General features: G+C 55.8%; 12 protein-coding genes. 9 read left to right on the top strand and 3 right to left on the bottom strand.

Annotation, left to right across the window (positions count from 1 at the left end):
* Positions 1-140: 140 nt before the first annotated feature.
* The 4 genes from CA54_RS20075 to CA54_RS20060 all read left to right on the top strand — a co-directional run bounded on the left by CA54_RS20075 (position 141) and on the right by CA54_RS20060 (position 6,692).
* On the top strand, positions 141-635 hold the full coding sequence (locus CA54_RS20075) for an SET domain-containing protein (protein WP_146372771.1): 495 nt from the start codon (positions 141-143) through the stop codon (positions 633-635).
* Positions 636-985: 350 nt separating this feature from the next.
* On the top strand, positions 986-1,219 hold the full coding sequence (locus CA54_RS20070) for a hypothetical protein (protein ID WP_146372770.1): 234 nt from the start codon (positions 986-988) through the stop codon (positions 1,217-1,219).
* 288 nt (positions 1,220-1,507) lie between these two features.
* Positions 1,508-5,212: a DUF1553 domain-containing protein gene (locus CA54_RS20065; RefSeq protein WP_146372769.1), complete on the top strand. Its 3,705-nt coding sequence runs from the start codon at positions 1,508-1,510 to the stop codon at positions 5,210-5,212.
* Positions 5,213-5,216: 4 nt separating this feature from the next.
* Complete coding sequence (locus CA54_RS20060; protein WP_146372768.1) at positions 5,217-6,692, top strand: DUF1501 domain-containing protein; 1,476 nt, start codon at positions 5,217-5,219, stop codon at positions 6,690-6,692.
* A 122-nt stretch (positions 6,693-6,814) separates the two neighbouring features.
* On the opposite strand, the gene fbp is transcribed toward CA54_RS20060, so the two are convergent.
* Positions 6,815-7,852: a class 1 fructose-bisphosphatase gene (gene fbp / locus CA54_RS20055; RefSeq protein ID WP_197532653.1), complete on the bottom strand. Its 1,038-nt coding sequence runs from the start codon at positions 7,850-7,852 to the stop codon at positions 6,815-6,817.
* 342 nt (positions 7,853-8,194) lie between these two features.
* On the opposite strand from fbp, the gene CA54_RS20050 reads away from it, so the two are divergent.
* The 4 genes from CA54_RS20050 to CA54_RS20035 all read left to right on the top strand — a co-directional run bounded on the left by CA54_RS20050 (position 8,195) and on the right by CA54_RS20035 (position 15,774).
* Entirely contained in the window at positions 8,195-8,698 is a 504-nt protein-coding gene (locus tag CA54_RS20050; RefSeq protein ID WP_146372767.1) for a GNAT family N-acetyltransferase, read from the top strand.
* A 175-nt stretch (positions 8,699-8,873) separates the two neighbouring features.
* Entirely contained in the window at positions 8,874-10,796 is a 1,923-nt protein-coding gene (locus tag CA54_RS20045; protein ID WP_146372766.1) for an exo-alpha-sialidase, read from the top strand.
* Positions 10,797-10,896: 100 nt separating this feature from the next.
* Positions 10,897-14,307, top strand: a complete 3,411-nt coding sequence (locus CA54_RS20040; protein WP_146372765.1) for a PSD1 and planctomycete cytochrome C domain-containing protein — start codon at positions 10,897-10,899, stop codon at positions 14,305-14,307.
* Positions 14,308-14,358: 51 nt separating this feature from the next.
* A complete protein-coding gene (locus CA54_RS20035) occupies positions 14,359-15,774 on the top strand; it encodes a DUF1501 domain-containing protein (RefSeq protein WP_197532652.1) in 1,416 nt (471 codons plus the stop codon).
* A 15-nt stretch (positions 15,775-15,789) separates the two neighbouring features.
* Here CA54_RS20035 and cysE read toward each other — a convergent pair whose 3' ends face one another.
* Positions 15,790-16,614 (bottom strand): serine O-acetyltransferase, encoded by an 825-nt coding sequence (gene cysE / locus CA54_RS20030; protein WP_146372764.1) that lies wholly within the window; start codon positions 16,612-16,614, stop codon positions 15,790-15,792.
* A 53-nt stretch (positions 16,615-16,667) separates the two neighbouring features.
* Entirely contained in the window at positions 16,668-20,657 is a 3,990-nt protein-coding gene (locus CA54_RS20025) for a PQQ-like beta-propeller repeat protein (RefSeq protein ID WP_146372763.1), read from the bottom strand.
* A gap of 177 nt (positions 20,658-20,834) precedes the next feature.
* Here CA54_RS20025 and CA54_RS20020 point away from each other — a divergent pair, with 177 nt between their 5' ends.
* Positions 20,835-21,953 carry a sialidase family protein gene (locus tag CA54_RS20020; protein ID WP_390817261.1) on the top strand — a complete coding sequence of 373 codons (1,119 nt, stop codon included), beginning with the start codon at positions 20,835-20,837 and terminating at the stop codon, positions 21,951-21,953.
* The last annotated feature ends 13 nt before the right edge of the window (positions 21,954-21,966 follow it).

Below are 21,966 nucleotides of genomic sequence, written 5' to 3'. Positions count from 1 at the left end.
GGGGTGATGTCGGTCGTTATCGTTCCGCAATTGACGGTGGATGTCCTTGAGCCTATAAACTAAAGGCCATTTTTTGGGAGCGCGCCGTCCAAATCGTTGCGATTCGCTGTAATGATCATTGACGTGAATGAGTGAACACGATGGAAGTGGTTGAAAACTCGAAGACGAGCGTTTCGTATTGGAAGATTCCCCAATCGAAATTACGGATACGCACCGGCAACACGCCGTATGGTCAGGGAGTCTTTGCCTGCGACCCCATCCCTGCCGGCACGGCATTGGGAGAGGTGCGGGGCACAATCATCAAAGGGACGGATTACCAATCGGACTACTGCATGGATCTGGGTGAGAATCAAAGTCTCGAACCGCATGCGCCGTACCGGTATGTCAATCATTGCTGCGAGCCGAATTGCGAATTGTATCAGATTGATCTTGAGGATGAGTCTGGCGTTGAGCATCCGATGATTGTGATTGAAGCCAGTCGCGATATCGCCGTCGACGATCAGTTGACGATCGACTATGCCTGGCCGGCCGAGGAAGCGATTCCGTGCGGTTGTGGAGCAGAAAGTTGCCGGGGCTATATTGTGCATCCAGACGAACGCGATCTGGCGGTGAAACTGCACAGCCGCGGGGCGTAATGGGTTGTCGGTTAGAGATTCTCAATGATTGAGCCAAGAGTGCTCATGTGCCCCTGACGGCGTCCGGCCGAGGAAAATTCCAACACTCGTTTGAGTGTTCCGATGGTAGCTGCAGCGGGCGATGCTGTGAATTCTGGATGATTTCCAGAGAAAATTATGGTTTCTCCGATCAATTTCCCCGGGCTTCTGCAAACCAGTATAGGGAGCCAATTGTTCGTGGATGTGTTGGAACTTCGCATCGATTTGCTGGAATCGTCCCGAGATGCAAGATTCTTGATAAGATTCGGTGTTCACGAACGAATGGGCGCAAGTAGCTCGCTATTCTGCTCAAATCACGAGAGAGAGTCTTGATGAATTCGCAACGAACGGTGCCTATCGGTGACATCTGGATCGTAGTCGCGGCCATTGTGATGTTTGCTATTATCCTGGGCGTGCGGAAGTGGGGTGACCAGCAATACGTGGCAGGTTACACCGAAGGGTATGCCCAGGCGGAAGGGTATACGCGGGCCCAAGCACAACACAGCGGATTGCACGAATTGACAAAAAGGGTCGCCTGGAGGCGAGATTACGCGCAGCCCGAATAAGGTATCGTAGATCGGCGCTGCCCGCAAACTCCCTCTCAACGATACCGGTCTTTCCCTTTGTGGCATGCACGACTTACGGCGCCCTCTTTGCAATCAGATATGCCTGCGTAGATCGTTTGGTACTGCGCTCGGAAAGTGATTACGTGGCATTTATATTGAACCGCTCCTAGTCTGGCGTCTCACCGCTACTCAGGACGAATTGACAAGATCTGCGTTGCCGACGATAGTAAATGGCGCAGAGGCTTACTTTTGTCTTGAGGGAACCAGTTGGTGCGGAAGGGCGTCCGAATGATGCGGACTTGTGTGATCACGGTGGGCTTGTTGTGCTCGTTCGTAGGGCAGGCTCAGGCGGCGGAGCCGCGCTCGGTTGATTTCAATCGCGATGTGCGGCCGATTTTGTCAGAGACCTGTTTTCGTTGCCACGGACCCGATTCGGCTGCGCGTGAGGCGGATTTGCGGTTGGACAACGCTGACGATGCCTTTGCGGATCGCGGCGACTTGTTTGCCATCGTCCCGGGCGAGCCGGAGAAGAGCGAAGCGTATCAGCGATTGGTGGCGGATGACGAATCGCTCAAAATGCCGCCTCCCGATTCAAAGCTGTCGCTGACCCCAGAGCAGGTGGAGACGCTGCGGCTTTGGATTGCGCAAGGTGCGAAGTATGAAAAGCATTGGTCCTTCATCACGCCCATCCGCCCTGCTCTGCCAGCAGTCCAACAGACTCATTGGCCGCGCAACGCGATTGACTATTTTGTCCTGGCTCAATTGGAGGAACGGGGCATTGCGCCCGCGCCTCGTGCCGCTCGGGAAACGTTGATTCGCCGGTTGAGCTTAGATCTCACCGGGTTGCCGCCGACCCTGGACGAGCTCGACGCCTATCTGGCGGACGAGTCGCCGGAGGCCTATGAAAAAGTTGTCGACCGACTGTTGGCCTCGCCGGCCTATGGCGAACGGATGGCCAAACTGTGGCTCGATGGGGCGCGGTATGCGGATACCAATGGATATCAAAACGATGCTGAGCGGTTCATGTGGCGCTGGCGCGACTGGGTGATTAATGCTTACAACGCGAACATGCCGTTTGATCAATTTACGATCGAACAACTTGCCGGCGATTTATTGCCCAATGCGACGCTGGAACAGCGGATCGCTACGGGTTTTAACCGGAACCACACGACGAGCGATGAAGGGGGAATTATTCCCGAAGAGTATCGTGTCGACTACGTCGCTAATCGCCTAGAGACCACGTCAACCGTCTGGCTGGGGTTAACGATGGGCTGTGCGCGTTGCCATACGCACAAATATGATCCGATCACGCAAACGGAGTATTATCAGCTGTTCGCCTTTTTCAATAACATTCCTGAAAAAGGTAAGGATGGCGACAAAGGGAATTCGGTGCCATTCATCAAGGCTCCCACTCCACAGCAATTGGCCGAACAGAAGCGACTGAAGGGGGAGATTTCTGAGGCCGAGAAAACGGTCGCCGAATTGATTGACGGATCGGCTGAACAACGGCGGGCTTGGGAAACCGCGACACGTCAACGTTGGTCCGCCCAAACTGTGGAGCGTGCGGAAGCGACTACCGACGATGTGACTCGTATTACATTTGATGGTCCTGATTCCCGCATCACGGAGAATGCGAGTCTTGTTCCGGCCCATGTGACACCGGGGTTGTTGCTTACCGCAGAGGCACCGGTCGCTCTGAGCGATGTGGGAGCGTTTGATACATCGACTCCGTTTACCGTGAGTCTGTGGCTGCGTCCGTCGGAATCCGGGCATGGGACGTTGGTTGCCCGCCGCAATGATAAACGCGGTTACGAGATCAGCCTGACTGACAAACGGACGGTCACCGTGCGGCTGTTTCACGATCGTGCTGAAAATGCCATCGACGTTTCTGCGGCGGGAGAACTGCCTACGGAACGCTGGTCCCATCTGGCGGTCACGTATGATGGTTCCGGCAAGGCGGGCAGCGTGCAGGTTTATCGGGACGGCCGTGCGGAAAAAATGGACGTTCAGCAAGACAAGCTGGATGGTACGATCGCTAGATCGGAGTCCTTGGTGCTGGGAACGTCGAAGACGGATGGTCCACGCTTCCGGGGTGTTGTTGATGATCTGCACATCTTTGCGACGGAACAGACCGCCGAGCAAATCCAAGAACTCTGTGCGGGACGCGGCGCCGATTGGGATGTTGCACCCATTGAGTCGGTGAAGTCGAAGGGCGGAGCGACGTTTGAATTGCGCGATGATGGTTCGGTATTCGTGACCGGTGCGAACCGACAGCGTGAGGATTATCTCGTCAAGATCCTTACCGAGCGGACTGATCTCTCGGCCATTCGCTTGGAGGTGTTGAGAGACGAACAGCTTCCCAAACAAGGCCCGGGACGTGGTGAAGATGGGACGTTTCATCTGAGCGAAGTCGAAGCCGAAGCGGTTTCGGTCGTCAATCCCCACAACACGCAAACAATTCACTTCACCGCTGCTTACGCCGATGAATCGCGGGATGGGTTTGATGTGGGAAAACTGATCGATGGGAATGTCGAGGGCAAAAACAGTTGGTCGGTTAAGACCAATTCAAAACGCTCGTCGCGCAACGCGATTTTGGTGGCGACGGAACCATTTGGTTTTGACGGTGGTACGATTTTGAAAATCAAACTGCGACATCAATCCGACGTTCCTTCAAGGACGTTGGGGCGATTTCGGGTTTCGCTCAATGCACAACCGACTGCTGTACCAGGCGTTGCGGAGCAAATTGCCGTCGATTTAGCGACGCCGTCGAATCAGCGGACCGCGTCTCAACAGCAGCGATTGGAGCGGCATTATATCGGCGAACAGATCGATGGGGGCGAGCAGGCACTCGCGCAGTTGGCGACATTGCAGCGTGAAAAAAACGAGGTCGAAGCGGCGATTCCGACGACGATGGTGATGCAGGAAATGGAACAGCCACGGACCGCACATGTGTTGATTCGCGGCCAATACGATCAACATGGGGACGAAGTCACAGCGGGTGTTCCGGCGAGTCTAAATCCGTTTCCAGCTGATGAGCCGCGCAATCGCTTGGGACTGGCACGCTGGTTGACCTCCGGCGAGCATCCGCTCACTGCGCGGGTGACCGTCAATCGGTTCTGGAAAATTTATTTCGGCACGGGATTGGTCAAAACCGATGAAGACTTCGGCGCCCAAGGGGAATGGCCGGTCCATATCGATCTGTTGGATTGGCTCGCCACCGAGTTCGTGCAGAATGGCTGGGACATTAAAGCGTTGCAAAAAACGATCGTGATGTCAGCTGCTTATCAACAGGATGCCCGGGTAGGAGCCGAGTTATTAAAAATTGACCCGCACAACCGTTTGATCAGTCGTGGACCACGGTTTCGTATGTCGGCGGAGATGATTCGTGATAACGCGTTGGCGGTGAGTGGCTTGCTGGTCAAGAAAATTGGCGGGCCGAGCGTGAAGCCCTATCAGCCACCCGGTCTATGGAAAGAGGTCTCGTCCGGTGTGGTCCGTGCGAACCTGTTTGAACAGGATCACGGCGACAATTTGTATCGCCGCAGTTTGTATACGTTCTGGAAACGAGCAGCGCCGCCCCCGGCGTTGCAGACGTTTGATGCGCCGACGCGGGAATATTGCGTCACGAATCGCTCGCGCACGAACACGCCGCTGCAAGCGTTGATTTTGATGAACGATGTGACGTACGTCGAAGCGGCACGCGTGTTTGCCCAGCGGTTGATGAACGAGGGACCACAGGATTCCGCCGGCCGCATTACGCGCGCCTTTCGGTTAGCAGTCGGGCGCAAACCGTCACGGTATGAGATTGTGGTTTTGCTGAAGTTACTCAAATCACGAATGTCGTACTATCGGACGCATGGGGATGCGGCGACTGAATTGTTGAGCGTTGGGGAAGCGCCCTTGGACGAAACCGTCTCCTCGGCGGAATTAGCGGCTTGGACGAATATCGCTTCGCTGATCCTCTGTTTAGATGAATCGATTACCAAAGGTTAACGTGATGCACCCGTTATTGGATAACGCGATGACGACGACGCGGCGGCATTTTTTCAGCCGCGCCGCAACGGGCGTCGGTATGGGGACTGCAGCGCTCGCGTCGTTGTTGAATCAACCGCTAACGACTGCTGACGAGTCTGGCTCTGCCGAACCGGCGGCTGGTGGATTGCCGGGCATGCCCCAATTTGCTCCACGGGCCAAGCGGGTGATTTATTTGTGCCAGTCGGGTGGACCGTCGCAGTTTGAGACATTCGACTACAAACCAGAGTTGTCCAAACTGTTTGACCAGGATGTCCCGAAGTCGGTGTTCGGTTCACAACGGCTGACTGGAATGACATCGGGACAGGCACGCTTTGCCGTGACGCCCAGTTATTACAAGTTCAAACAGCATGGCGAATCAGGAACCTGGGTCAGCGAATTGTTGCCGCATCTTGCGGAGATCATCGATGAACTGTGCTTAATCAAATCGGTGCATACCGAAGCCATTAACCACGATCCGGCGATCACGTTTTTTCAAACGGGATCGCAACAACCGGGACGTCCCAGTTTCGGGGCGTGGATCAATTATGGCTTGGGGAGCGAAAATCAAAATCTGCCGGCGTTCGTGGTGATGAATTCGATGGGGACGGGGCGTCCGGTGGGGCAACCGCTGTATGCGCGTTTGTGGGGCAGTGGATTTCTGCCGTCGAGTTACCAGGGCGTGCAGTTTCGTTCGGTGGGCGATCCGGTGATGTACTTGTCGAATCCGCCCGGATTGGATGGAGCGGGTCGCCGCGAGTTGTTGGATGGGTTGTCGCAAATCAATCAACTGCAACAGTCGCAATTCGGCGACCCGGAGATCGCTACGCGGATCGCATCGTTTGAGATGGCGTATCGTATGCAGACCTCGGTACCGGAATTGATTGATGTTTCGGGCGAGACCAAAGAGACGCTCGAGATGTACGGGGACGATGTTGCAAAACCGGGGACCTACGCGCGGAATTGCCTGTTGGCGCGGCGATTGTCCGAGCGGGGTGTGCGGTTTATTCAACTGTATCATCGCGGTTGGGACCAACATGGCGATCTGGTTCCGCAAATCAGCCGGCAATGCCACGACGTCGACCAACCGACGGCTGCGCTGATTAAAGACCTCAAGCAGCGGGGAATGTTGGAAGATACGCTGATTATCTGGGGCGGCGAATTCGGCCGTACGGTCTACAGTCAGGGGACGCTCACAAAAGACAACTACGGCCGTGACCACCATCCGCGTTGTTTTACGATGTTTCTCGCCGGCGGCGGCAGCAAGGGGGGATACAGCCACGGGGCGACCGATGATTTCAGCTACAACATTACCGAAGCCCCGCTGCACGTGCATGACCTGAATGCGACGATCCTGTATTTACTGGGAATCGACCACGAGCGGCTGACGTATCGATTCCAGGGACGTGACTTCCGTTTGACCGACGTCCATGGGACAGTTGTACGTGAACTTCTTGGATGACGCGGTGGGGATGATGCCCTACCGCTATTCGTGTGTCAATCGGTTAGCAATGGCGGACAAGCCGCCAGTGGCACCCCTTTTTTGTACGGGGTGTTGAGGCTTTGATGGCGCGAAGTCAATCGTTAGACGGTGGCTTCCATCGCTTGTGCGAACGCCGCCATTTCTAACGGGCCGCCGACGACGAATGGGGTCCGTTGGTGGATTTCCTCCGGTTGAATATCCATGACCCGCTGCATGCCATCGCTCGCGATGCCGCCGGCTTGTTCGGCGATGAAGGCGATGGGGTTGGCTTCGTATAGCAACCGGAGTTTGCCTTCGGGGTTTTTCTCGGTGGGCGGATAGAGAAAAATGCCCCCTTTGAGCAGCGTGCGGTGGAAATCGGCGACAAGAGAACCGATATATCGCAGAGCATAACTGTGGCCGTGCACTCCGCTACGGAGGTCGGTGATAAAGTCGCGATAGGGTTGCGGGAAGGATTCCCAATAGCCGTCGTTGGAGGAATAGTACGTGCCGGAGGTGGGCATGCGAATGTTCTCGTGGCTGAGAACATAGGCGCCGACTGAGGGGTCAAGCGTGAAGCCGTGTACGCCGTGGCCGGTGGTGTAAACCAATATTGTCGACGATCCGTAGACCACATATCCCGCAGCGATCTGTTTGACGCCTGGTTGCAGCACCGCTTCTCTGGGATCGGCATCTTTGGGGAGGTCTTTGGGCATGCTCAAAATCGAAAAGATCGTCCCCACACTGACGTTGACATCGATGTTCGAGGAACCATCCAGCGGATCGAATACGACGACATATTTTCCTTCGCCCGAGCGACCGTCGAACATGATCGCTTCTTCGTTTTCTTCCGAGGCGATCACTGCCACGTTTTCGCGGACGCCCAAACAGTGAATCAGTGCTTGGTCGGCATAGACATCCAGGATTTGTTGAGCTTCTCCCTGGACATTGATAGCGCCCGCTGCTCCGGCGACTTCCAGTAAACCGGCCCGACGTACACGCGATTCGGTCATTTTTGTCGCCAGTGTAATTCCCGACAGCAGCCAGGAAAAACTGCCGGAGGCGGTGGGCGAGTATTTGCGCTGCTCGGCCAAAATGTGCTGTTGCACCGTCGTAATCGACGGTTTGGAACTCTCCATTGCTCGACTGGTATAGGCCATTGTGTTTCTCGGTCCGTTTTTCCAAAAATCGATGCCAACTTGGATTTCAAACATGAGACTGTGGCGGCGCGTCTTGCCACAGGATAGCGATTTGGATAAGGGAGCCATACCCAAAGGATCGGCATTTTATTAGTCATTTTCCCGCGTTGTCCCCCGATAAGCCACTCACCATTTCTGGTGACACTGGAATTTTCAATTTAGATCGACTTGGAATTTGGTTTAGCCATATGGGAAATAACACGAAACTGGGTGTGACAGCTGCATATGGCAACAGGTAGGATTTAGCCGTTGGCGCTATCCGTTCGAGCTGATTTGACGCCGCTCCAAAGCGGAGTCACTGATATGGCGACCGTGGTGAACATACCGAGAAAACCATCCCGTTTCACGATCCGCGACGCCAACGATCGAGATGCGGTGGCTGTTGCGGATATCGTGGACACCGCATTTCAGCCTTTGCGCTCCATTTACCAACCGACGCGACGAACGATCGAGCGACAGGCCGTTCATCGCAAAAAAGGACCCCGACTGATTGGTGAGGCGGACGGACGCATGGTGGGGACGGTTCAATACGACGTTCATCCCGACCGACTGCACGCTATCGGACTTGCCATTCATCCTGATTATCAAAGGATGGGGCTTGCGCGGCTTCTGCTGCAGTCGATCGAGGATCGCGCACGAATGGCCAGTCGCCCGCTCGTCGTCTTAAACACGATTCAGGAAACAGGCAACGTGCCGATTTTTGAAAAACTTGGATTTCAGGTCGTAAGCCGAGTCGTTGCGACATGGTGTGTCAGCTCCCTGCATTCTGCGGTGCATGATGTCACCATGCAGCGTGATGTATCGTGACGCGACCAGCATCGTACGGTTGATCTCCCGTCTTCTCGATAACGTCGTACCTGGTAATTCTCGGCCGCGAATTGACACCCGCGCTTTCACGGGATTTAATCGGAACTTAGCGGGTACCAAGTAGATCACTCCCTTTGAAAATTCGCATTGCACATTCTGAAACTGGAAAATCCAGATGAAACCGTTGATCCTGTTGTGTGTTACGGCTGGCCTGTTCGTCGGCGGGCCTGCAAACATTTCCGCTGAGCCGCCAAAGTCCGGTGATCCCATTGAGCTCTCTGCTGAGTTACGCCAACGCTGTGTTGCAATCCTTCGCGAAGGTTTCGCGGCGGAAGAGTTTTGGCCATCGATGCATGCCGCTGAAGCGTTGACAGTGGCCGGTCACGGCGATGAGGTCCGCGCGGGATTGATGAAAAAATCGCCCAAGGTGACCGACGATCAGCAGCGGTGCGGCATTGCTCGCGAAATGGTGCGTGCCGGTGACCGGCGTTATGCCGAGACGATGCTGGAAATCCTGTCGCAACCAGACGATTACGCACACACGCATGCCGCGGAAAGTCTCTATAAGGTCTATGAAATCGGCGACGGATCGCAGTTGCGGGCCGCAATGGCGAATGGGGATAATCCGACTTGCCAGCTGATGGCAGCAGCGGCGCTGGCTCGGTCGGGTAGTCCGGAGGCATTTGAGTTTATCCGGAAACAACTGGCCGACGGTGACACCGATGGGCGGCGCATTGCCGCTTGGATCTTGGCCCGCATCGGCAATACCGGCGATATTCCCGCTCTGCAAGCGAATTTGAAACGTGAAACCGATCTGCTGAAAAAGAGTTATTACGTCAATGCTTTGGCCGCGCTGGCAGATAGCGGTGGACGGGAACAGTTGGCGAAAAACCTCAGCGACGAATCCCCGGCAATTCGCACCTATGCGGCCGTGTTCGCCGGTGATGCCGGAATGACAAACGTGGCTCCGCAATTGGAGAAACTGTTGGATGATCCCGAATTGGATGTACGAATACGTGCGGCGCAGGCATTGCTGACGTTGGCACAACCGGCGGTCGAATTGGGTAACATTGCTCGCGATGTGTATCCGGCGACTCCCGAAAACCCGCGGTACAGCGAAGGTTCGATTGCCGTGTTGGGTGACGGGACCTTGTTGTATGCCACAACGGAATTCATCGGCAGCGACTCTGATTTTGCCAAGGCGCGAATCATTGCTAAAACGTCTACCGATGGCGGTCGGACGTGGAGCAAATCCCGGGTGCTGCAAGAAAACATCGGCGGCAAGAATGTGATGTCCGTCACACTGCGGCGTTTGCCGAAAGACAAGTCGGGCAAAGAGCCGTTGGGGATGTTTTTTCTGATCAAGAATGACTTCAATGACTTACGAGCCTATTTGCGGATTTCGCATGACGATGGCAAAACGTTTAGCGATCGGATCCTGGTCACCGACGGGCCAGGTTATCATGTGGTGAACAACGATCGTGTGACGGTTCTAAAAAGCGGACGGCTGTTGTGTCCGGTGGCTTGGACCGAAGATGTGAAGACGGTGAATCATTTCACTTGCTACTGCGCAATTTCTGACGATGGCGGCCAGACGTGGCATCGGGGTAAAGGGGAAGTTGATCAACCCAAACGTGGAGCCATGGAGCCGGAGGTTTTGGAACTGAGCGACGGGCGGGTACTGATGATCGTGCGGACACAATTGGGATACATCGCCGCTAGCGAATCGTCCGACGGTGGGGAAACTTGGAGCGAAGCGAAGTCATGGGGTGTCAAAGGACCAGAAGCCCCCGCCACATTGCGACGGATTCCCGCGACGGGAGATTTGCTGTTGATTTGGAATCACACGTTTGTCGAGGGGGCCGGGCATGGTGGAAAACGGACCCCGTTGACCGCGGCCGTCTCGACCGATGAGGGTAAGACTTGGAGTTACGAGCGAAATCTTGAGACGCGCGACGACCAGACCTACGCCTACACGAGTATTGAGTTTGACCGTGGCCGGGCATTGTTGAGCTATTACGTCGGCGACGATAAGACGGGGCGCATATTCAGCCGGTTTCGCTCGGTGCCGGTCAGTTGGTTTTATCAACAGCCGTGAACTCCGCTGATGCGCTTGACGCGGATTGTCTGGGAGTCGATCATGGGGGGAGTCCGCTTAAAACGGTGATGAGAATCGTCCGTTCGGAAATCCGCTCCCCATGAATTGTCCCTCGCTAATCTCGTTCCCTCGAAATCCACACTACGCCTTAACGGCGTGGGTGGTGATGTTTTCATTGGTGGGAACCTGCCAGGGTGATGATGCGGCCGGTTTGGAATTGTTTGAGAAAAAAATTCGACCGGTGCTGATCCAGTCCTGTTACGAATGTCATTCCAGCCAGGAGGACAAACCCAAAGGGGGGCTGCGGTTGGATAGTCGTGAGGCGTCACGCACGGGGGGAGACAGCGGCGCTGCGATTGTACCGGGTGAGCCGGACGAAAGTCTGCTGATCGAGGCCATGCGGCACGAGTCGTTTGAGATGCCTCCGCAGTCGAAGTTGTCCGACGAGACGATCGCCGATTTTGTGAAATGGATCGAAATCGGGGCGCCCGACCCCCGTGATCGCCCCGATAGCAACACGGTCGACAACGCGTGGCCGGTACTGCTCAACGCGCGGCGCGATTGGTGGTCGCTGCAACCGGTGGTCGCACCAGCGGTACCGGAGATCGAGAAGAATCCACCGAGCGACACGATCGATCGTTTTGTTGTGTCGAAGCTCGCGGATGCGGGATTGGCGCCGCCGAAACAAGCAGCACCGCGTACGCTGATCCGGCGTGTGAGCCTGGTGCTAACCGGTTTGCCGCCGACCCCGGAGGAAATACAGCAGTTTTTGCGGGACAGCGAAGTGAACCCGGATGCGGCGTATGAGGCGCTCGTCGATCGCTTGTTGAATTCGCCGCACTTTGGCGAACGTTGGGCGCGGCATTGGATGGACGTGGTTCGATTTACCGAGACGCACGGCAACGAATGGAACTACGAGGTGCATCACGCTTGGCGATACCGCGATTACCTGATTCGCGCGTTCAATGCTGATGTGCCCTACGACCAATTCGTCCGCGAGCATATCGCAGGGGATTTATTAGAGCACCCCCGTTGGAACGACGAGCAGCAGTTGAACGAATCGTTGATTGGCACGTCGTTTTACCGCTTTGGCGAAGTGAACCACGACGATTGCGTGACATTGACGTCGATTGGTTACGACATTTTGGATAACCAGATTGACACACTCACGAAAGCATTTCAAGCAACGACCGTCGCTTGTGCGCGGTGTCACGACCACAAAATGGATGCGGTTTCCGCGGCGGATTATTATGCACTGTTGGGCATCCTCAAGAGCTCGCGGCTGACTGCCCAAACCCTCGATGCCCCAACGGTGAATGCCGAATTGATGGAGCAGTTGCGTGTGTTGAAGTCGCAACTCCGCGAGGAATTGGCGCAGCATTGGCAGTCGCAGACTGGTGATGTTGCCAAATACCTAGTGGCAGCGCAGGCGCGAATTGCTAAGTCGTCGGAAGCGGATACCCTGGCATCTGGTTTGAGTGCGCCGCGGTTGCAGGGTTGGGTGAAAGCTCTTTCTGTGGAGAAGCCGGGGATTGATCATCCGGCGCGGGCTTGGCAAGCAGCGAATGCTGCCGACGAAATACCCAACGCATGGCGCGAATTGGCGGTGAGTTTTGAAAAGGATCGCCAAACGCATGCGTCATTCAATGCGGAGCAGTTTGCATGTCTCGCTGATTTTCGCGACGATGATCCGACCGATTGGAGCGCCACCGGCCAAGGTCTGCGTCAAGGGCATACGTCGAATGGCGAATTCACCGTGGCGCATGAAGGCGACAATGTCGTGCGGAAAATTCTACCCGCTGGTCGCTACACGCATGTCTTGTCGGAGAAACTCAACGGCACGCTCCGCTCGCCCGTGATTGGCGGCGGAAAGTCGCACATCAGTTTTCAGGTGATGGGAGAGAAAACGAGTGCCGTGCGTTTGGTTTCCAACAACTGCCAACTCAACTACGCCAACTACCGTGCCTTAACCTCGTCGCAGCCAACGTGGGTTACATTTAAGGTCCCCGCCAATGCGGATATGTTGCGGACGTTCGCGGAACTGGTCACGAAATATGATAACCCCAAGTTTCCGGATCAATTGGGGACGTTGGGAGGCGATAAGACCAATGACCGCATCCCCTGGTCCGAAGCGGCAACAGACCCACGGTCGTATTTCGGTATCCTGCAGGTCGTGGCGCATGACGGCGGCGATCCGCCGAAACCGGACTTATCGCCATTGGCGCGGTTGTACGTTGAGGCCGATACGGTGGTCTCGCCCGCTGCGATTGCCGACAAGTACTCCGCGGCGATTCAAACGGCAGTCCAGCATTGGTCCGCGGGGACCGCTGACGATGATGACGTCTATTGGCTGTCCTGGTGTATGGAGAACAATCTGTTGGACCATGCCGTGACTGCCTCGCCGCAGATCGAAAAATTGGTGGGCGCTTACCGCAAAATAGAAGAACAACTGGCGCGGCCGCGATTGTCGGCGGGGATCGCCGACCTGGGTGCGGGGCAAGACCATCGCATATTACTGCGGGGCAACTTTGCGACTTTGGGAGAGGTCGTCCCGCGCAGGTATTTAGAAGTGCTATCAAGCTCCGCAACGAATTCTCAACCCACAGGCAGTGGGCGGCGGGAGCTTGCCGATCAGATTGCATCGTCGCACAATCCGCTGACGGCGCGGGTGATGGTCAATCGTGTCTGGCATCACCTGTTTGGTGCGGGAATCGTGCGGAGCGTCGATGACTTTGGTCATGTCGGCGATCTTCCGTCGCATCCCCAATTGCTGGATCATCTCGCCGCACGGTTTGTGGAACCTGCCGGCAGTGACGACAATGGTATGGGCTGGTCGGTGAAGACGCTGATTCGTGAAATAGCATTGTCGCGTACATTCCGCGCGACGGGCCGCAGTGAGTTAGCGGCCTCGGAAATCGACCCGCAGAATCGCTTGTTGCATCACTATCCAGTGCGGCGGATGGAGGCCGAGGCGATTCGAGATTCGATATTGACTGTTTCCGGCCGACTGCAACCGAAACTGTTTGGCGAAAGCATTCAACCGTTTCGCCCCGAATCGAATGCCACCCGTCGGCTGTTTGCTGGGCCGCTCGATGGGGAGGGCCGACGCAGCGTGTACATTAAAGTCAATCTGATGGAGGGGCCGAAGTTTTTGAGTGCCTTCAATCTCCCCGGCGGGAAAATCACCCAAGGCCGCCGTGATGTCACAAATGTGCCGGCGCAGGCTCTGACGCTTTTAAACGATAGTTTTGTACTGCAGCAGGCGGGGGTCTGGGCAGAGGCGGTGATTCAAGACAATGCCGTTACGGTCGGCGCACGACTAATGACAATGTTTGAATTCGCTTTGGGGCGCCGGGCAACGCTGTTGGAAATTGAGCGGTTTGAAGAACTGATCGATACGCTTGTACAGATTAAACAGATCCCGCGCGAGGAGATGCTTTCATCAAAAGAAATCTGGCAGGACGTGGCGCATATTTTGTTTAATGGCAAAGAATTCATCTACATCCCTTGAAAACGTTTTCGTTAGCCAATGAGCTGCGAAATCATGGGAACAGTTAGCCGTATGAATCCTCACATCGACAAATGCCCGGGACGCAGACCGCGACTCTTTTCGCGGCGTAGCATGCTGAAATCGTCCGCCAACGGTTTCGGGATGTTGGCGCTGTCGGCGTTGATGTCGGAACGCGCTTATGGGGCACCGACCACGGGACCGCATTTTGCACCGACGGCTAAAAACGTCATTTTTTGCTTTCTGGATGGAGGGGTCTCGCATGTCGATTCGTTCGACCCCAAACCGAAGCTCGCAGAAGTGGACGATCAACCGGCCGGTGAGATCGACAACCCGACAGCGAATGTGAATCGCAAATGGCTCAAGTCTCCCTGGAAGTTCGCCAAGCATGGTGAATCGGAATTGCCGGTCAGCGAATTGTTTCCGCACATCGCCAGTTGCGTCGATGACCTGGCTGTGATTCGTTCGATGAAAGCGGATCTACCGATTCATTCCACGGGGGTGTTGTTTTTGCACACCGGGTCCAACGTGGCCGGGCGGCCGAGTCTTGGTTCGTGGGCCAGTTATGGGCTGGGCAGCGAAAATCAAAATCTGCCGGGGTTTGTGGTTTTAAATTTTGGCGTGATTCCTTGCGGAGGATTGGAAAACTATTCCAGCGGGTTCTTACCGGCCAGTTATCAGGCGACGTTGCTCAATGCCGATGGTCCGCCGCTAGAGAATATCACTCCGGGCGACAGCCGCGCGGGGGTGCAGCGTGCCAAACTAGATTTGCTCAAATTGCAGGACCGTGCGTTTGCTGAGACGTTGGGAGGTAACGATGCCGTTGAATCTGCTGTCAAAAACTATGAACTTGCGTACCGCATGCAATCGCTCGTCCCGGACGTGCTGGATTTGTCGCGGGAAACGAAAGCGACGCATGCGCTGTACGCAATCGATTCCAAAGTCGACTCGCAGCGACTGTATGGGATTCAATGTCTCCGCGCGCGGCGGTTGATCGAATCGGGTGTCCGTTTTGTGGAGATCACTTGCCCCCCGGGGGCTTCGAACGGCACGTGGGATCAACACGGGTCGCTGAAGAAGATGCACGAGAAGAACGCTCTCGACACCGACCAAGCGATCGCCGGCTTGATCAAGGACCTCAAAGCCCGCGGGCTGTTTGACGAGACGCTGATCGTCTGGGCGGGGGAATTTGGGCGTACGCCGCATGCGGCCTCTCGCGACGGACGTGATCATCATCCCGAAGGCTTTACCGTTTGGCTGGCCGGCGGAGGCGTCAAAGGGAGCGTGGTGCATGGGGCGACTGACGAGTTGGGTATGCATGCGGTAGAGAATGTCTGCACGATGCATGATCTGCATGCGACGATCTTGCATCTCTTGGGCTTGGATCACCAACGCCTGACCTACCGTCACGGCGGCCGCGACTTTCGCCTGACCGATGTGCATGGTGAAGTGATTCACGAAATCCTGTGAACCGTATAAGCTGGCTTAAATCCCGCTGCCGTCGGCGTGGTGATGCGGCAGCATGTGATCCATGTCGAGTGCCGGTTCGGCAACTGAAAGCCGTCCCACGATTTTGGCCGGAATTCCGGCGACCGTGCAATGCGCGGGAACATCTTCTAAGACGACGCTGCACGCGGCAATTTTCGCTCCGGTGCCGATTTCGACATTGCCCAGGATTTTGGCACCGGCGCCGACCAGTACGCCATGCCGGACTTTGGGATGGCGGTCTCCGGTCGCCTTTCCGGTCCCTCCCAAAGTCACTTCGTGCAGCATGGAGACATTGTTTTCCACGACGGCGGTTTCACCAATCACGACCGAGGTACCGTGATCCAACAAGATGCCCTGACCGATGCGAGCGGCCGGGTGGATATCCGCAGCGAAGACCTCTGAAATACGGCTTTGCAGGTGCAGTGCCATCGCCCGCCGATTCTGCCCCCACAACCAATGCGCGATACGATAACTTTGTAGCGCATGAAAACCTTTGAAGAAAAGCATCGGCACATAATAGAATTCCGACGCCGGGTCACGGTCGCGGACCGCTTGAATGTCACACCGCAAGGCAGCGCGAATCCGAGGATCGCTGGCGAAGGCTTCGTCGATCACTTCGCGGATCAACATGGCCGTCACGTTCACATCGGCGAGTTTGCCCGCGAGATGAAAACTCATCGCATCTTCGAGCGTCTCGTGTTTGAGAACCGTGGCGTGCAGAAAACTGGCCAGGATCGGCTCTTGGGTAGCCGCATGCTGAGTCTCCGCGCGGATCGTTTCCCAGATCTTGTCGTCGCTCAATTTATGTGCGGCGTCGGACACCGGCGTTGCCTTTGGTCAATGGTGAGGATGGAAACGTGCTGCGCGGGGTGCGATTACTCGCGTTCGATTTTAATGCCGCTGAGAATCGGAGCGTCACTTCCATCGCGCGGGACGAATTCGACAACGAGATTGTCGGTCACGGAAATCCCAGCCACTTCGTGTACTGCTGAACGCCCGTTGCCACTATCTGATTTGTCGAGGCCCACGTTGTCCAGTAAAGTCTCGCCTTGGATTTTAACATCAAATTTCGCTGTGGCGGATGGATCACCCTGGCGCCCCGTGAAATAGAATTTAACGCGATAGCTTGCCGGATCGGCCCCCTGCTCTTGCAGTGGGATGGTAAGTTGTTTTAACCCTTCGGCCCAATAGGAATAAATCCAGGGAGACTCAACGTCTGTCAACGCTTCGGCTTGGCTGTTGATCCCGGAGTATTTCCCGCCGTCGGCGAAGCCGGTTTGCAATTCCAGCGGCAGGACCAATCCGGTTTCCTTGTAGGCTTTGGGACGAGGATAGGCCAGCCAGACGGTTCCACCTGCATCACGACGATCACCAGGAGCGCCGAAGTTGAGTGCCAAATGTTTCACCGGTGTCGATTTTCCTACGGAACTATAGATCGTCCAATCCCGTCGGGGTTCGCGCGGTTCCATCACAATGGTCGAGGCAATCGAAAATAGGCAGACACAACCCGCACTCGCTTCAGGGACCATCAACAGGCCGTTGGCGGGAATCATGTTGATCCAGCATCCGGTGCGGTGCCCGGCAAAGTGCCGCGTGCCGTTGTCGGCGTTCAGGTCGTAAAACCCGGTAAAGCCGGAGCGGAAAAACATCATGTCCGGCGTGGCAGTCATCATGCCGCAATGGTGTCCGGTACGGACCATGCTCCAGGGGACCTCTTGGCCGGTGATCGGATGTTTCCGCATGCGCTGCGCGCCGGTGTAGAGGTCAAATCCCCACGGTTCGGCGACGATCTGATCTTCGATAATGATTGGACGATGCCGATAGTTGGCATCCTTGGCCCACAACTTATGTCCATCTTCTCCCGACAGCGCCACGAGCCGGCGACTTTTGAATTCCCCGGCGAGGAATTGTTTCCAATAGTGGCCGTTGGCGTTGGCCCCGCAGAGTACCAGCACGTTGTTTTGCACCATCAAGGTCAATTTGCCCCCGCCGGTGCCGATTTCACTGCAATCGGTCACGTCGACCGGGGTTTCCCACAATTTCTCACCGGTACGTGCATCCAGAGCGACCGCCAAGCGAGCGTCAACCCGTTTCATCCGCTCTTCGGCCTCTTTCGCCTCGTCGCCGGTCAGTTTTTTTAGTTCCGTTTTGTCTTCGCGCAGCAACTCATCGCGTTGGTCACTGGTGATCGTACTGTCGATGAAGAAGACCCGTTCCGGTCCCAGGGCAATGGTGTGGTGGGCGATATGTTTGCCTTGATAGCTCCAGGCGGTCTTACCGGTCTTGGTGTCGATGGCGAACAAACCGGTCGTGCTGTCATCGGTCACTTTACCGCGACGTTGCTTACGGCGTTCGACCTCTTGGCGGATCGTGGCGGTGCCGATTAATAGTCCGTCTTGGTAGGCCAGATAACCCCATTCGTGATCTTCGCCTCCCGCGGCGGGCGGAACGGTATAGGTGGCTTTGATTTCGCCGGTCGCCAGATCAAGGTTATGACATTCACCGCGAACCATGACGAACAGATCATCGCCGCCGGCTACGAGGTTTCCGGGATTTTGATTTTGAAATACCCCGGTCCGCACAGCATTGGGCTCCTCCCGCTCCCACAAGAACATCCCGTTGTAGGCGTCGTAAGCCATGACGCTGTTTTCTCCCTGCACGATCAATCGACCGTCGATGGAAAGCGGACCAACGGCCCCGTCGTGTCGGTTGACCATTTTGCCGGGGCCGGGATCGCCATACCATAGGACGCCCAGCCCGCCCTTCAAACGGCGGTCGGTGCTACTGGCGGTGTTACCCGGATCGCCGTATTGGTGCGACCAATTGGCTGCGCCCGGCAGTTTGTCGCGGGTCAATGTGATCGCCGTTGCATCGGTCGAGGTGTGTGATTGGTCGGCCAGTTTCATGCCCGCCAACCAGTCGTGACGGCTTTGAACTGCTTGCGAGGGATCGTCCTTTTTGCCGCCCAGATAAACCACGCCCCCGAGCGGTTTGAGGTGTCGCGCGATTTCGGCTGGATTTCCGGGAACGGTTCCCCCCAGTAATTGGGTGTCGGACACGATCAAATTCGCGAAATAGCTCGAGTAAGGGACCGGTGCAAAATCAGCCTGATGCACGGTCACCCGACTACCGTAGAGCCCCGCAGCGTTGAGGGCTTTGCGGGCGGCAGCGACTTTTTCCGCGTCCGGTTCCAAACAATACAACGTCAGCTCGCTTTGCCGCGCTAGTTCATAGGCGAGTCGTCCTTGTTCGTTGCCCAATACGAGTGCGAAGCCGCGATTGACACCGGTGGTCTTTAAGATGTCCGCCGCTGCGTCTTGATAAAACTTTGTCAGTTCGTCTTGGGGATAGGGATCAGCCCCGATGTTCTTTTTAGCGACCGCCGAGGGGGCAGCGGGCGTATCGGCCGATGCGAAGGCATAGATCTTGCCGGTGCTGGTACTTACAAACAGATTTCCGCCGGCGACTGCCAATCCGCGGGCTTCGCCGTCGACCGGGGCGCTCCAAAGGGGCTTGCCCGTTTCGTTAGAAAAGGCGGCGACTTCCCCATCTTTGCCGGCGAAGACCAAATCCCCCGCCACCAACAGTGATGATTCCCCGTCAAACGGAGTTTTCCAGATGACACCCACTTGGTCTGCTTGTTGGATTTTGGCTTCTAGTTCCTTCAACTCTGTTTTGGCTTTTTCTAGTTCTTCGCCTTCTTTAGTGTAGATTTTACGCATGATCGGCCGCAGGCCTTGTTCTATTTTGTGGCGTTCGCGGCTACCGGCGGCATAAGCGTCTCGGTCGAGTTTGATCAACGATTTTCCGCTGAGCGTGTATGCATATTCATCGGCCATCGCTAACTGATATCCGGTAAACCAACCGTAACCAACGTCGCCGGTCTTTTGTTCCATCGGTAGGATATGGTGATCGCCCCAGCAGAAGATTTGCCCCGACGCTAGCAACGCCTTCGAGCCGCCAACAACCCCACCCGCGTCGCCCCGCCATCCGTGAACGCGTTTGTGGACCACCTTGCCCGTCTTGCGATCCACAGCCGCCGGCAATGATCGCCCGGAGGGGACAAACAACAATTCGTCGTTGGCCAACAAGTAACCTTGCGGCGACAAGTCGTTGCGACCAGCATCTTCTTCGCTGATCGTGTCTCGTTTCCAGACTAATGAACCGTCATTCGCGTTGACGGCATACAGGTAGATATTCTCATGCGGAAAGATTCCCGCACCGAAATAGGCGAGACCGTCATCGACGAGAATCCCGGTTCGGATCGGCCAGCGTGAAATCATCTCTTGTCGTGCGATCAACCAGTCGTCGTCGGGTCCAGCGCGGTGTTTCCAGATCAAGCCGCCGTCATCGCTATTGAGGCAATAGGCGTTGCCATCGTCCGATCCAAAGTATACGCGACCCTCGGCCACTGTCGGGGCCAAGCGAATCGGTCCCCCGCTGTAGAAACTCCACAACTCTTTGCCGTTGCTGATGTCGACGCAATGCAATTGATCATCGACTGAGGATCCGTAGTACAAGCGATCTCCCACAACGGCGACGTGAAACGCGTCGTCGAAGGTCATGCGATCGCGTACTAATTTGCCTTCGATAGTTCGGTTGTCGGTTCCCGACCACGCCATTTGCGGCGCCGCATCAGGCGAGATCGTCCAGCGTAATTGTAGCGGGGTCTTGATGGATTCGGTCGTGTGTCCGGCGCGGGCGTTATCGTGCATGTACGTTGGCCAGTCATTGGCCAGGGACGAATTGGGCAGACAGGTTGCCAATCCAATCACTGCTGCGCAAAACAAGAACGCACCCTTTGCGATTACGGGCCACGTCAAATGATTGTCATTACGGTTCGTTGAACGAATAACGTGATTCATGTCAGAATCCTTGCCTGCATTGGCGGTCTGTTGAACTATGGCTCGTGAACAATGGCTCGACTGTAGTTTATCGTGAGACTGTCGCGATAACTGTGAATTCCAGTATACTTGTTGGAATCCCTCAGTTCGAGCGACTCCGTCGAGGGTAGAGAGTTGTATGAAATTCTAATGAATACCATGCCCGCCAAAATGGGCAGTCTGAAGGGAGACGTGATGATTGGTTTACAGTCGAGGTTGTCAACATTGACGGGGGCAGTCGTCCTGGGAGTTGTATTATTTTCCGGCGTGCAGGCCGCAGAACAGCAGCCGGGAGTTCTCAAGGAGGAATTCATCTACGACACCGCTCCATTTCCCTCGTGCCACGCCTCGACGATTGTTGAAACCGACACCGGTCTGGTTACGGCTTGGTTTGCCGGAAAACACGAGAAGAACCCGGATGTCGGAATTTGGGTTTCGCGGCAAGAGGACGGAAAATGGACGCCGCCGGTTGAAGTCGCCAATGGAATTCAATACGCCGGAAAACGGCATCCTTGTTGGAATCCGGTACTGTTTCAACCCAAAGAAGGCCCGCTGTTATTGTTTTATAAAGTCGGCCCGGACCCCCGCACCTGGTGGGGCATGCTGACGACGTCGGCCGATGGCGGCAAGACGTGGGACCAACCGCGACGACTCCCCGAGGGCATTGATGGTCCGGTCAAAAACAAACCGATTCAATTGGCCAATGGCGACATCCTGTGCGGATCGAGCACCGAATACGACGGCTGGCGGGTCCACTTCGAACGGACGAGCGACTTGGGCAAGACCTGGGAGCGCGTGGGACCGATCAACGACGGCAAAGAATTCAACGCGATTCAGCCCAGCATTTTGACCTATGAAGATGGACGGATGCAGGTCCTTTGCCGTAGCCGCGAAAAAGTAATCACACAGAGTTGGTCGGAGGATGGTGGCAAAACTTGGAGCAAGATGACGGCGACCGAGTTGCCCAATCCCAATTCCGGCACCGATGCGGTCACGTTGGCCGATGGTCGACAAATATTGATTTACAATCACTCAATCCGCGGTGGTCGCGGGCGGGGATTGCTCAACGTGGCGGTCTCGGAAGATGGCAAAAATTGGAAAGCGGCATTGGTGCTCGAAGATGAAAAAGGGGAATTCTCCTACCCGGCCGTCATTCAAACCGCTGATGGTATGGTGCATTTCACTTACACCTACCAACGCAAAAAGGTGAAGCACGTCGTTGCGGATCCGTCGAAGTTCGTGCTCCACGACATTGTCGATGGCCAATTGCCTGATTGATTCGAGTGCTAAT

The organism is Symmachiella macrocystis (genome assembly GCF_007860075.1).
Classification (GTDB): domain Bacteria; phylum Planctomycetota; class Planctomycetia; order Planctomycetales; family Planctomycetaceae; genus Symmachiella; species Symmachiella macrocystis.
Note: the sequence above shows the minus strand (reverse complement) of the source record. Positions and strands in the feature narration are given on the sequence as shown.

Coding starts and splice junctions, on each gene's coding strand:
- CA54_RS20040 (WP_146372765.1), top strand. CDS start 10,897: ATGAATTGTCCCTCGCTAATCTCGTTCCCTCGAAATCCACACTACGCC.
- CA54_RS20050 (WP_146372767.1), top strand. CDS start 8,195: ATGGCGACCGTGGTGAACATACCGAGAAAACCATCCCGTTTCACGATC.
- CA54_RS20020 (WP_390817261.1), top strand. CDS start 20,835: ATGCCCGCCAAAATGGGCAGTCTGAAGGGAGACGTGATGATTGGTTTA.
- CA54_RS20075 (WP_146372771.1), top strand. CDS start 141: ATGGAAGTGGTTGAAAACTCGAAGACGAGCGTTTCGTATTGGAAGATT.
- CA54_RS20025 (WP_146372763.1), bottom strand. CDS start 20,657: ATGAATCACGTTATTCGTTCAACGAACCGTAATGACAATCATTTGACG.
- fbp (WP_197532653.1), bottom strand. CDS start 7,852: ATGGCCTATACCAGTCGAGCAATGGAGAGTTCCAAACCGTCGATTACG.
- CA54_RS20045 (WP_146372766.1), top strand. CDS start 8,874: ATGAAACCGTTGATCCTGTTGTGTGTTACGGCTGGCCTGTTCGTCGGC.
- CA54_RS20070 (WP_146372770.1), top strand. CDS start 986: ATGAATTCGCAACGAACGGTGCCTATCGGTGACATCTGGATCGTAGTC.
- CA54_RS20065 (WP_146372769.1), top strand. CDS start 1,508: ATGATGCGGACTTGTGTGATCACGGTGGGCTTGTTGTGCTCGTTCGTA.
- CA54_RS20060 (WP_146372768.1), top strand. CDS start 5,217: ATGCACCCGTTATTGGATAACGCGATGACGACGACGCGGCGGCATTTT.
- CA54_RS20035 (WP_197532652.1), top strand. CDS start 14,359: ATGAATCCTCACATCGACAAATGCCCGGGACGCAGACCGCGACTCTTT.